The 12,405-nt window shown below is 35.8% G+C and carries 12 protein-coding genes; 11 read left to right on the top strand and 1 reads right to left on the bottom strand.

Features of this window, described 5'->3' with window-relative positions; translation table 11 throughout:
* The first annotated feature begins 153 nt into the window (after positions 1-153).
* From greA to BAU28_RS10905, 4 genes are all read left to right on the top strand, one after another.
* Positions 154-630, top strand: a complete 477-nt coding sequence (gene greA, locus BAU28_RS10890) for a transcription elongation factor GreA (protein WP_002173560.1) — start codon at positions 154-156, stop codon at positions 628-630.
* Positions 631-826: 196 nt separating this feature from the next.
* Complete coding sequence (locus tag BAU28_RS10895) at positions 827-1,525, top strand: hypothetical protein (protein WP_071718566.1); 699 nt, start codon at positions 827-829, stop codon at positions 1,523-1,525.
* A 100-nt stretch (positions 1,526-1,625) separates the two neighbouring features.
* Positions 1,626-3,380 (top strand): peptidoglycan D,D-transpeptidase FtsI family protein, encoded by a 1,755-nt coding sequence (locus BAU28_RS10900; RefSeq protein ID WP_071718567.1) that lies wholly within the window; start codon positions 1,626-1,628, stop codon positions 3,378-3,380.
* Positions 3,381-3,496: 116 nt separating this feature from the next.
* Positions 3,497-4,165: a YrrS family protein gene (locus BAU28_RS10905; protein ID WP_071718568.1), complete on the top strand. Its 669-nt coding sequence runs from the start codon at positions 3,497-3,499 to the stop codon at positions 4,163-4,165.
* A 34-nt stretch (positions 4,166-4,199) separates the two neighbouring features.
* Here BAU28_RS10905 and BAU28_RS10910 read toward each other — a convergent pair whose 3' ends face one another.
* Positions 4,200-4,415: a YrzA family protein gene (locus tag BAU28_RS10910; RefSeq protein ID WP_002173557.1), complete on the bottom strand. Its 216-nt coding sequence runs from the start codon at positions 4,413-4,415 to the stop codon at positions 4,200-4,202.
* Between the two features lie 136 nt (positions 4,416-4,551).
* Here BAU28_RS10910 and BAU28_RS10915 point away from each other — a divergent pair, with 136 nt between their 5' ends.
* The 7 genes from BAU28_RS10915 to BAU28_RS10950 all read left to right on the top strand — a co-directional run bounded on the left by BAU28_RS10915 (position 4,552) and on the right by BAU28_RS10950 (position 12,345).
* Positions 4,552-5,190: a class I SAM-dependent DNA methyltransferase gene (locus BAU28_RS10915; protein ID WP_002173556.1), complete on the top strand. Its 639-nt coding sequence runs from the start codon at positions 4,552-4,554 to the stop codon at positions 5,188-5,190.
* Positions 5,191-5,204: 14 nt separating this feature from the next.
* Complete coding sequence (mtnN, locus tag BAU28_RS10920; RefSeq protein WP_002088741.1) at positions 5,205-5,900, top strand: 5'-methylthioadenosine/S-adenosylhomocysteine nucleosidase; 696 nt, start codon at positions 5,205-5,207, stop codon at positions 5,898-5,900.
* An 82-nt stretch (positions 5,901-5,982) separates the two neighbouring features.
* Entirely contained in the window at positions 5,983-6,906 is a 924-nt protein-coding gene (locus BAU28_RS10925; RefSeq protein WP_002173555.1) for an O-acetylserine dependent cystathionine beta-synthase, read from the top strand.
* 3 nt (positions 6,907-6,909) lie between these two features.
* Positions 6,910-8,043 (top strand): bifunctional cystathionine gamma-lyase/homocysteine desulfhydrase, encoded by a 1,134-nt coding sequence (locus BAU28_RS10930; RefSeq protein WP_002173554.1) that lies wholly within the window; start codon positions 6,910-6,912, stop codon positions 8,041-8,043.
* A gap of 261 nt (positions 8,044-8,304) precedes the next feature.
* Positions 8,305-10,908, top strand: coding sequence for a bifunctional acetaldehyde-CoA/alcohol dehydrogenase (adhE, locus tag BAU28_RS10935; protein WP_071718569.1), 2,604 nt, complete (start codon positions 8,305-8,307; stop codon positions 10,906-10,908).
* A gap of 124 nt (positions 10,909-11,032) precedes the next feature.
* Positions 11,033-11,269, top strand: coding sequence for a YrhC family protein (locus tag BAU28_RS10940; RefSeq protein WP_071718570.1), 237 nt, complete (start codon positions 11,033-11,035; stop codon positions 11,267-11,269).
* A 548-nt stretch (positions 11,270-11,817) separates the two neighbouring features.
* Complete coding sequence (locus BAU28_RS10950; RefSeq protein WP_048372291.1) at positions 11,818-12,345, top strand: GNAT family N-acetyltransferase; 528 nt, start codon at positions 11,818-11,820, stop codon at positions 12,343-12,345.
* Positions 12,346-12,405: the final 60 nt, after the last annotated feature.

Consider the following 12,405-nt stretch of genomic DNA (forward strand, 5'->3'; position numbering starts at 1 on the left):
TCTTACTATAAAGAAGAATTTGGAATACGGGGTTGTATGTGACAACTCCACTAGTGCCACGTGTACTAGAAACCTCCGCTAATATAAGTGGGGGAGTTTTCATATGGAACTCCTCTTTTTTCGGGGGATTGGTATATAAAAGGAGTGGAAAATATGGCAACAGAAAAAACATACCCTATGACGCAAGAGGGTAAGCAAAAACTAGAGAACGAAGTTGAACAATTAAAAACAGTAAGACGTAAAGAAGTTGTAGAGCGTATTAAGATCGCGCGTAGCTTCGGAGATCTTTCTGAGAACTCTGAGTATGATGCAGCGAAAGATGAGCAAGCGTTCGTAGAAGGGCGTATTACACAACTGGAAAATATGATCCGTAATGCGGTTATCATTGAAGACAACGGTGAAGAGTCTACAGTTGTAACATTAGGTAAAACTGTAACATTTAAAGAATTACCGGGTGGAGACGAAGAAGCTTACACAATCGTAGGTAGCGCAGAAGCCGATCCATTTGAAGGAAGAATTTCTAACGATTCTCCAATCGCAAAAAGCTTATTAGGTAAGCAAATTGGTGAGAAGGTAGCAATCCAAACACCAGGTGGAGAAATGCAAGTAGAGATTATCTCTGTAAAATAATAAAAAAGATTCTCCCAATTGGGGGAATCTTTTTTATTATTTTAACTTTTTTATACAAATATAAAACTGTTAGAACTTTCAAACAGTTCGACAGGAAAGGACAATAAACTACTAAATAGTTTGATATCATAATTGAGGACTTTAAGTTTTAATTATTTCAACATGGAACAGTTTTAAGGGGGAAAAGAGGGTAAGTATGAAAAAAAAAATATTTACGGTACTGATTTCTAGTATCTCCATATTAGGGCTCACTGCGTGTGGAACTAACGAGGAAGCTACATCATCAAAGGGGGAAAAAGTGAAGCAAGAAGAAAAAAAGGATGATGCTGCAACCGAGAATTCAAAAAGTACAGAAAGTCCAAAAGAGAAAGTAGAATCAAGTATTGATAACAAGAAGTTTGATGATTTTGATTTGGAGTATCAATTAGCTATTGTAATGAAAATATTTCAGAATGTAACGATTAAGTATGATTATGCGATTGGGAATCCAGAATATTTATTACGAGATTCGATGGATCAAAAAACAATAGATGATATGAAGGGTATGTTACAAGAACAGGCAAAGAATAATGATAAACTCCTCAAAGATGAAGTAAATCAAGCATATACATATTTAAAACAATCTAAAATAAGTAATAAAAGTGATATTCAAAAAATAATAGATGCAGAAAATAATTACTTGCAAATTGTAGATAAGATGATTGTGTGTATTGATTCTGTAACAGTTGAAAATGCAAAAGAAAAAAGAAGTGAAATGAACAATTTAAGTGCTGAATACTTAAAGGTAGCAACTCAGGTAACAACAACTGTAATCGAGGTTGCAAAAAATGCTGGAGTGAATGAAACAGAATTTAGATCGCTTCTTATGAAGTTTCTAGAGAAGCCCCAAAAGTAATAATGAATTTAAGTATATTGAGGTAATATAGCTTTAAATTTTGCAGTTTGTATAAATAAAACAGTACCTCGTCTAAACTAAAATAGACGAGGTGTTTTTTATGAAAATGAAACGGAGAATTATAATTGTTTTAATTTGTTTTATGGGTATGATTTTTTTATTACTTTGTCGTTTAATCCAAATACAGATTATAGATACAGAATCGTTTACTGACCGAAATATTAATTTGATTGAAAAAAGTGTTACGCAGCGCACACAATCACTTACAGTAGATAATGGAAGAGGGCATTTTATAGATCGAAATGGTAAGGAAATTGGTGAAGAGAAATATCCAGTTTTAATTATTTTCCCATTTTTACAAATAAAAAATGACATGTTAGAGAAAATTGCGCATATCATTGGTGTGTCGAGACAAGAGATAAGACTGCAAATAAAAAATAAGAATGAAGCATTTATATTACGAAGGGGGAATATCCCATTTCAATTAACGGCCGAGCAGATGGAGAAGGTAAATCGCTTAGATATTTTAGGTATTGTAGCAGCAGAAGTTCGATTGAAGCAAACGGGAGAGGCAAATCATTTAATAGGTGATGTGGGAGAGAATGAACAGGAATTTCAAAAGCGTTATGGAGAAATGAAAAAACTTTCGAAACAAACGCCAATTGGTATTTCCGGATTGCAGCAATCATTTGATGAATTTTTACTAACTGATGGAGAGGCGAAAGTACTATATCAAGTGGATCGACAAGGAGAACCGATTTTCGGGAAACAGGCGAAATATACTTCACCAGGAAATCCATTTTATCCAGTTACTATTCAAACGACAATACATAAAACGTTGCAACGACAGGCAGAAAAGATTATAGATGAAAACGGAATAAAAAAAGGTGGGTTAGTATTACTAGACATAAAGAATAGTGAAGTTTTAGCAATGGTAAGTAAGCCATCTTTACAGATGAGTGATAGGAGTGTATATAAAGCTACACTTGAAAATCAAATGTTAACTCCTCACTTTCCGGGGTCTGTTTTTAAAACAGTAGTTGCAGCAGCAGTAATTGATGAGAATTTGGTGCGGTTTAATCGTACATTTAACTGTAATACGGATTTATACGATGAAAATCTGCCACAAGTTATGATGGGGTCATTAAATTTTAAGGAAAGCTTTGCTAGAAGCTGTAATCGGACGTTTGCCGCATTAGGTAATGAACTAATGCAAAAGGATAGTGAAGTTTTAGAAACGTATTTAGAGGCCTTAGGAGCAAGTCAGAAGGTAGGGTGGAAAGGTTCCGTATTTCATACACCGGAATTTGAGCAATTGCCAGAAGAAAAGAGTGCTATTATTTGGGGAAGCGAAGAAAATAAAGATAGTAGAAAAGCGATTGCCCAAACGATGGTCGGACAAAAAGATGTACGCGTGTCACCTCTAGCTATAGCGAATATGATGGCGACAATTGCTAGAGATGGGGAAAAGCTGGAAGTGAAAGCTGTGAAAAAAATAGTGTATAAAAATGGAACCAACTTTTTTACATTTGAAAACCATAAATTAAATGGGAAACAACTTTCTTATGAAACGGTGAAAAAACTACAAGCGTTATTAAGAGGCGTTGTAACGATGGAGAAGGGAACGGGAACGGCATTTCGTTCGTTGCCACTAAACGTCGCTGGAAAATCTGGGACGGCACAAACAGGAAAAGGAGCGAAGGTGAATCGCTGGTTTGCAGGTTATTTTCCATATGAAAACCCAAGATATGCTTTAGTTGTAGTTGATATAGAAACAGATAGTAACGTAAATGTAGTTACACCAGTTTTTACAGAGCTGGTAGAAGCAATTCATCAATTAGAAAATGAAAAGTAATCTTGCAATTATTTATGAAATGTTCTCATTTCGTGAAAATATTATTGTAAATGTTCAACCTTTCTAGATTTAATGTTACAATAGCAAGTATGAAAAACTGCATGGAGGTTTGAAGAATGGCAGGAGGATCTAGATTTCAACAGAAACAACAAAAACGTCGTCAAAACGGTGTTTTAAATATTGCGATTGCTATTGTATTAGTAGCAGTAGCTATAGTAGCATATCAATTGTTTGTTCCTGATACAAAAGAGCAAGCGTCTCCTAGTGATAAAAAAGTAGCTCAGCAAACAACAAAAGAGAATAAAGCTGAGAAAGCTAAAGGTAAAGAAGAGACGAAGAAGAACGAGCAAGATAAAGCAGAGGCTAAGAAAAAAGAAGAAGAGAAGCAAAAGGCTGAAGAAGAAAAGAAAAAAGCTGAAGAAGAAAAGAAAAAAGCTGAAGAAGAAGCAAAAGCTAATGAGAAAGTATCAGCTGAAAAAACACAGCCAAAGGCAACAGATGCTTATACGAAACCTTCTTGGAAGCCAGTAGGTACAGAACAAGGTGCAACACCTGCGATGACGTTTAAAAAAGGTACAGCAGATTGGAATGAGATGAATCAAGCGATTTCCGCTGCAATTGACGTTCCAGTAGAGCAATTAGTTATTCATAGAATCGGAAATAACGGTAAGAATAAAGCCTACGGTAACGTACAAGATAAGCAATCAGGTAAAAAATATTATGTAAACATTGATTGGGTAGATAATGAGGGCTGGAAACCAGTACTTGTTCAAACTTTAAACTAAAAAAGAGAGGCTCTTAGGAGCTTCTCTTTTTTAGTTAGCGTAATTTTTTTAATTTAAAATGAACAACCGCACTATAATAAGGTCTTTTGCTTTCAGAATCCATAATCATTTGATGCGAGATATGATGTACTTCGAGCATAAGTGCTTTATTATTATCAATTTGCTCACTAATTTTTTTTTCTAAAGAAGCTAAGTCCGCCGCTTCAAAAAACTCTACTTTATCTTCTAACATTTCAAAGGTAAATGACACGAAGACGACCCCTCTCCTATGTAATCACCTATAGTGTAACAAAGAAAAGAAGGAAATACTATGTGCATTTCAATTGACATTTTTAGAAAGAGGGAATATCATACTGATAAAACCGATAAGAAAAAGGGGAATTTTTATGGGCATAGAATTTAATGGTTTATTTGATGAATGGGCTCATACGTACGACTCATTTGTACAAGGCGAAGATATACAATATAAAGAAGTTTTCGCCCATTATGAGGACATTTTAGAGGATGTAGTTAACAAGTCATTTGGCAACGTATTAGAATTCGGTGTTGGTACTGGCAATTTAACAAATAAATTATTACTTGCTGGTCGCACAGTTTACGGTATAGAACCGTCACGCGAAATGCGTACTATTGCAAAAGAGAAATTACCAAAAGAGTTTTCAATTACAGAGGGTGACTTTCTTTCATTTGAAGTCCCAAATTCAATTGATACTATTGTGAGCACCTATGCATTTCATCATTTAACAGATGAAGAAAAAGATGTAGCAATTGCGAAGTATAGTCAATTGCTAAACAAAGGTGGTAAAATAGTGTTTGCTGATACGATATTTGCAGATCAAGATGCATATGATAAAACTGTTGAAACAGCAAAACAAAGAGGTTTTCATCAGTTAGCAAACGATTTGCAAACAGAATACTATACACGTATTCCTATCATGCAATCTATTTTTGAAAACAATGGCTTCCATGTAACGTTTACGAGATTAAATCATTTTGTATGGGTAATGGAGGCAACTAAGCAATAGAAAGAGGGATTAGATTGAGAATTGCTGTAATTGGAGCAATGGAAGAAGAAGTACGTATTTTACGTGACAAACTAGAACAAGCAGAAACAGAAACTGTTGCAGGTTGTGAATTTACGAAAGGGCTATTGGCAGGACATGAAGTAATCTTGCTAAAGTCTGGTATTGGTAAAGTAAATGCAGCGATGTCAACGACAATTTTATTAGAAAGATATAAACCTGAAAAAGTAATCAACACTGGTTCAGCTGGTGGATTCCATCATTCTTTAAATGTTGGAGATGTGGTTATTTCAACAGAAGTTCGTCATCATGACGTAGATGTTACAGCATTTAACTACGAATATGGTCAAGTGCCAGGAATGCCACCTGGATTTAAAGCTGATGAGGCATTAGTTGCATTAGCTGAGAAATGTATGCAAGCAGAAGAAAATATTCAAGTTGTAAAAGGTATGATTGCAACAGGTGATTCATTTATGAGTGATCCGAACCGCGTTGCAGCAATTCGTGATAAATTTGAAGACCTTTATGCAGTAGAAATGGAAGCAGCAGCTGTTGCGCAAGTATGCCACCAATATGAAGTTCCGTTTGTTATTATTCGTGCACTTTCTGATATTGCTGGTAAAGAATCAAATGTTTCATTTGATCAATTTTTAGATCAAGCAGCTCTTCATTCTACAAACTTTATCGTAAAAGTACTAGAAGAGTTAAAGTAATGTAACAAAAAGGCAACTGTCTCATATAAAGAAAATACATACAGTTGCCTTTTCTTTATTGGCAAATAAGGGGGAGAACACGATGAATGTATATCGTGGCGTTCATGAGTTGATTGGCCATACACCAATCGTAGAAATTACTCGTTTTTCACTTCCGAAAGGAGTCCGTTTATTTGCAAAGCTTGAATTTTACAACCCAGGCGGAAGCGTTAAGGATCGTTTAGGAAGGGAATTAATCGAAGATGCACTAGAAAAAGGGCTTGTTACCCAGGGCGGAACAATTATTGAACCGACGGCTGGAAATACCGGTATTGGACTGGCACTTGCAGCGTTAGAACATGATTTACGCGTCATTGTTTGTGTACCAGAGAAATTTAGTGTTGAAAAGCAAGAATTAATGAAAGCGTTAGGTGCAACGGTCGTGCATACACCGACTGAGCAGGGAATGACCGGCGCAATTGCAAAGGCAAAAGAATTAGTAAAGGAAATACCGAATTCATACTCTCCAAGTCAGTTTGCTAATGAAGCAAACCCTCGTGCTTATTTCAAAACACTAGGTCCTGAACTTTGGGATGCACTGAATGGAGAGATTAACATATTTGTTGCAGGGGCAGGAACTGGCGGTACGTTTATGGGAACTGCGTCTTATTTAAAAGAGAAAAACATTGATATTAAAACGGTTATTGTAGAACCAGAAGGATCTATTTTAAATGGTGGTAAGGCTGGTTCACATGAGACAGAAGGAATTGGTCTTGAATTTATTCCACCATTTTTAAAAACATCTTATTTCGATGAAATTCATACGATTTCTGATCGAAATGCATTTTTACGTGTAAAAGAATTGGCGCAAAAGGAAGGTCTTCTCGTTGGAAGTTCTTCAGGAGCGGCATTCCATGCAAGTTTGCTTGAGGCTGAAAAAGCAAAACCAGGTACAAATATTGTAACGATTTTTCCAGATAGTAGTGAGCGTTATTTAAGTAAAGATATATACAAAGGATGGGAATAAAAAATGAGAGCAAAGACAAAGTTAATTCATGGTATTCGCATAGGAGAACCTTCAACTGGATCTGTAAACGTACCGATTTATCAAACGAGTACGTACAAACAAGAAGCAGTTGGTAAGCATCAAGGATATGAATATTCACGAACAGGTAATCCAACTCGTTCAGCTTTAGAAGAAATGATTGCAGTATTAGAAAATGGTCATGCTGGATTTGCATTTGGTTCAGGGATGGCAGCTATTACAGCAACAATTATGTTATTCTCAAAAGGAGATCACGTCATTTTAACAGACGATGTTTACGGTGGAACATACCGCGTTATTACAAAAGTACTAAACCGTTTCGGCATTGAGCATACCTTTGTAGATACAACAAACCTAGAGGAAGTTGTAGAAGCAATTCGCCCAAATACGAAAGCGATTTATGTGGAAACACCGACGAATCCGTTACTGAAAATTACTGATATTAAGAAAATATCCACTCTTGCAAAAGAGAAAGATTTATTAACAATTATTGATAACACATTCATGACGCCGTATTGGCAGTCACCAATTTCTTTAGGAGCAGACATTGTACTTCATAGTGCAACAAAATATTTAGGTGGGCATAGTGATGTGGTTGCAGGCCTAGTAGTTGTAAATAGCCCACAATTAGCAGAAGACCTTCATTTCGTACAAAACTCAACAGGAGGCATTCTCGGACCACAAGATAGCTTCTTACTACTTCGTGGTTTAAAAACACTAGGAATTCGTATGGAAGAGCATGAAACAAATTCACGCGCAATTGCTGAGTTTTTAAATAACCATCCAAAAGTAAATAAAGTATATTATCCGGGTCTTGAATCACATCCAAATCACGAATTAGCAACAGAACAAGCGAACGGATTTGGTGCAATCATCTCATTTGATGTAGATAGTGAAGAAACATTAAATAAAGTACTAGAAAAACTACAATATTTTACACTTGCTGAAAGTTTAGGAGCAGTAGAAAGCTTAATTTCTATTCCATCACAAATGACACATGCATCTATTCCAGCTGATCGCCGTAAAGAATTAGGAATTACAGATACATTAATTCGTATTTCTGTCGGTATTGAAGATGGTGAAGATTTAATTGAAGATTTAGCACAAGCGTTAGCATAATAAAAATGTACTGCTCTATATGAGCAGTACATTTTTATTATGCTAATTTGTGAAATGTTTCACAAATTAGACACACACAAATGAAATGATTTCCTGTATATTAAATTCATGAAATGTTACTCACGAACAAACTTGTGAAATATTTCACAAACAATGAGGTTCATGTAAGAAGGCAACTCTATTTTTTTTACGATAATAGGGACTTATTTTGACCTATAGGGACATATAAGGACCACGATAGTAGAATAGGAGGAAATTTACATGGTAGTCAAAGAGAAAGTTGTAAATGAAATGCAAGAGGTAAAAGAGATGATTGATACGTTAGTGAAGAACGGTCAAAAAGCTTTACAAGCATTAGATAGTTTTACACAAGAGCAAATTGACAACATTGTTCATGAAATGGCACTAGCAGGTGTTGATCAACATATGCCACTTGCGAAATTGGCTGTTGAAGAAACGGGCCGTGGTGTATATGAAGACAAATGCATTAAAAATATTTTTGCCACTGAATATATTTGGCATAGCATAAAGAAAGATAAAACGGTAGGAATTATTCACGAAGATCCTCATGAAGAAATAATAGAAATTGCGGAACCTGTCGGTGTAGTAGCAGGAGTAACACCAGTAACTAATCCAACGTCGACAACGATGTTTAAAGCATTAATCGCAATAAAAACGAGAAATCCAATTATTTTCGCATTTCACCCTTCTGCACAAAACTGTTCCATTGCAGCGGCGAAAACAGTATATGATGCAGCAGTGAAGGCTGGTGCACCAAAACACTGTATTCAATGGATTGAAAGACCTTCTGTCGAAGCAACGAAACAATTAATGAACCATGAAGGTGTTGCACTCGTTCTAGCAACTGGAGGAGCTGGTATGGTGAAATCAGCTTATTCTACTGGCAAACCAGCGTTAGGTGTAGGCCCTGGTAATGTACCATGTTATATAGAGAAATCGGCACATGTTAAACGAGCTGTTAATGATTTGATTTTATCGAAAACGTTTGATAACGGAATGATTTGTGCATCAGAACAAGCTATCATTGTAGATAAGGAAATTTATGATGATGTTAAAACAGAAATGATTGCAAACAATTGTTACTTTGTAACAGAAGAAGAGAGAAGAAAATTAGAAAAGCTTGTTATTAATGAAAATACATGTGCAGTAAATAGCGATATTGTAGGGAAATCAGCACAGTACATTGCCGAATTAGTAGGGATTACTGTACCTGAAGATACAAAAATTCTTATAGCTGAAATTAAAGGGATCGGAGCAGCGTATCCACTATCTCGTGAGAAACTGAGCCCAGTATTAGCTTGTGTAAAAGCAAATTCATTAGAAGAAGGATTAACATACTGCGAAGGAATGTTAGACCTTGGTGGCTTAGGGCATTCAGCAGTCATTCATTCTACAAATAAAGAAGTACAAAAACAATTTGGATTACGTATGAAAGCTTGCCGTCTCATCGTAAATGCACCTTCATCACAAGGGGGAATTGGCGATATATATAACGGATTTATTCCATCACTTACGCTTGGTTGTGGTTCTTACGGGAAAAACTCAGTTTCCCAAAACGTAACGGCGACTCATTTATTAAATATAAAAAGGCTGGCAAATAGAAAAAAGAATATGCAATGGTTCAAATTACCACCAAAAATTTATTTTGAAAAACATGCGACAGCATATTTAGAAAACATGCCCAATATTTCACGTGCGTTTATTGTAACGGATCCAGGAATGGTGGAGCATGGTTATGTAGATACAGTTACACACTATTTACGTAAACATGTAAATGATGTGAAAGTTGAAGTTTTCTTTGAAGTCGAGCCAGATCCATCAGATGAAACTGTTTTTAAAGGTGCGGACATGATGAAAAGCTTTAAACCAGATGTAATTATCGCACTTGGTGGTGGTTCAGCTATGGATGCAGCAAAAGGGATGTGGCTATTCTATGAGCACCCAGAAACAACATTCTATGGAATTAAACAGAAGTTTTTAGATATACGAAAACGCACATGTAAATATCCGAAATTAGGAAATAAAGCGCAGTTTGTTGCAATTCCAACAACATCAGGAACAGGGTCAGAAGTGACGCCATTTGCGGTTATTACAGATAAGAAAAATAATATAAAGTATCCGCTCGCAGATTATGAATTAACACCAGATGTAGCGATTGTTGATCCACAATTTGTAATGACAGTACCACCTCATGTAACAGCAGATACTGGCATGGACGTATTAACACATGCAATTGAAGCATATGTGTCTGTTATGGCAAATGATTATACAGATGGTTTAGCGTTAAAAGCAATTGATCTCGTATTTAAGTATTTACCGAGAGCATATGAAGATGGAAATGATGAAGAAGCTCGAGAAAAAATGCATAATGCTTCCGCAATCGCAGGTATGGCATTTGCAAATGCATTCCTAGGTATTAATCACAGTTTAGCACATAAACTTGGACCAGAATTCCATATTCCACACGGACGTGCAAATGCAATTCTTATGCCGCACGTAGTCCGCTATAATGCTATTAAGCCAAGAAAACACGCATTGTTCCCAAAATATGAGCACTTTGTAGCGGATGAACGCTATGCACATATTGCGAGAATGCTCGGACTTCCAGCGAGTTCAACAGCAGAAGGTGTGGAATCACTCGTTCAAGCAATTATTGCGCTTGGAAAAAGCTTGAATATTAATATGAGCATTGCAGGGCAAGGAGTTGCTAAAGAACAATTTGAAGAGGTTGTCGGAGTGTTAGCAGAAAGAGCTTTTGAAGACCAATGTACAACAGCTAATCCAAAATTACCGCTTATTTCAGAACTGAAAGAAATTTATATGGAAGCATATAAAGGCCTGTAATAGATATGAAAGAGTCGCATTTAAGCGGCTCTTTTTCTTTGGAAAACATCTCCCAGATTGGCTCTATTTACTTGTCTTTAAGCTTCATAGAATATGATACAGTGAGGAGGGGAGTGATAAATAAATGAAAGAATTACAACAAAAAATCGCAGATTATATCCGATTCGGACAAGTGCTTCTTGCAGTAAGTACATTTTTGATGGTTGGTTTATTAATTCCGAATGGAGCAAAAGAGACGGTACAAACTTTTGTTATGATGGGGAGTATCATATTATTTTTAAGTTTGTCATTCCTCTTCTTTAGGCGTGTTAAAGCGATGCGTGATCAATTAGAGGAGAGCGAATATGAAGAGAATTGTTAAATGAGGCGCTACGAAAAGAAGAACTCTTTTTGTAGCGTTTTTTCGTTTTTTGTAGAAAATGTATGCGTTTCACATTGACAATGATAATCCTTATCGATTAAAGTGGAATAGTAATCGATGATTATCCTTATCGATTAGAGGTGAAAGAATGAAAAAATCCATTACGCTTTTCACAGCGATCTTATCTATTTTTTTCTTATTAAAATGTACATATTAAAGCTGGAGAAATTGCTAGTTTAATCGGTCCTAATTGACCGCAAGAGTTCTTATGTGCGGTAAACTTTCCACTTGAAAAATTGGAAAGTTTACCGCCCGTTAGAACGGGATAAGTATCTAGTATATTTCGAAATCCTACACCCCCCTCAGTTGTAGTTTTCTTTATACTAGTGATGATATGGATGCAGTAGACACTCTTTTGTCTACTGCTTTTTTTTTGATATAATACAACTTGTTAAGACTGAATCTTCTTTCTTTTTAGCGGTTTTCTTAATACAAAGCATTCAACACTTACGTAATTTGAAATATGTTGTTATGTAATGAGGTTCAAAATGATGGGAGTGAATAAAAGAGTGTTCCATACAGATCGCCTACAATTTCGCAAATATACAATGGATGATTTACAGTTCTACGCTTCGTTATGGGGGAATGAGAAGGTAATGCGTTATATTGGAAATGGAACGTTAAAAACATATATGCAATGCAAAAAAAGTTTGGAGGAGTGGGTACTTCCGAATTATAAAAATGGTCTCGGTTTATTTGTAATGATTGAAAAGGAAACGGGCATACGAATTGGTCATGCAGGGCTTGTCAAGCAGAAAGTAGATGGAAAAGAGGAAATTGAGATTGGTTATTGGCTACTTCCTAAGTATTGGGGGAAAGGATATGCGAAAGAGGCCGCGGCAGCATTTCGAGACTATGGTTTTCAAGCGTTACAAATGAATAAATTAATTTCACTTATTAATCCGAACCACCCAGCTTCAATATTTGTCGCTAGAAAAACAGGGCTTAGCTATGAAAAAACAACTGCATTTCATGGAATTGATGTCCTAGTTTATTCTATTAAGAGAGTTGGATGAAAAAATTCACTTTTTTAAAGGTGAAATGTCCTTTTTGAAGAATGGTATATAAAAATAAAA

It is taken from the genome of Bacillus paramycoides, assembly GCF_001884235.1.
GTDB lineage: Bacteria > Bacillota > Bacilli > Bacillales > Bacillaceae_G > Bacillus_A > Bacillus_A paramycoides.

Bases quoted from the DNA above. Each gene is read 5' to 3' on its own strand.
- BAU28_RS10895 (WP_071718566.1), top strand. From the start codon at position 827: ATGAAAAAAAAAATATTTACGGTACTGATTTCTAGTATCTCCATATTA.
- BAU28_RS10930 (WP_002173554.1), top strand. From the start codon at position 6,910: ATGAGAGCAAAGACAAAGTTAATTCATGGTATTCGCATAGGAGAACCT.
- BAU28_RS10925 (WP_002173555.1), top strand. From the start codon at position 5,983: ATGAATGTATATCGTGGCGTTCATGAGTTGATTGGCCATACACCAATC.
- BAU28_RS10940 (WP_071718570.1), top strand. From the start codon at position 11,033: ATGAAAGAATTACAACAAAAAATCGCAGATTATATCCGATTCGGACAA.
- BAU28_RS10905 (WP_071718568.1), top strand. From the start codon at position 3,497: ATGGCAGGAGGATCTAGATTTCAACAGAAACAACAAAAACGTCGTCAA.
- BAU28_RS10900 (WP_071718567.1), top strand. From the start codon at position 1,626: ATGAAAATGAAACGGAGAATTATAATTGTTTTAATTTGTTTTATGGGT.
- adhE (WP_071718569.1), top strand. From the start codon at position 8,305: ATGGTAGTCAAAGAGAAAGTTGTAAATGAAATGCAAGAGGTAAAAGAG.
- BAU28_RS10915 (WP_002173556.1), top strand. From the start codon at position 4,552: ATGGGCATAGAATTTAATGGTTTATTTGATGAATGGGCTCATACGTAC.
- greA (WP_002173560.1), top strand. From the start codon at position 154: ATGGCAACAGAAAAAACATACCCTATGACGCAAGAGGGTAAGCAAAAA.
- BAU28_RS10950 (WP_048372291.1), top strand. From the start codon at position 11,818: ATGATGGGAGTGAATAAAAGAGTGTTCCATACAGATCGCCTACAATTT.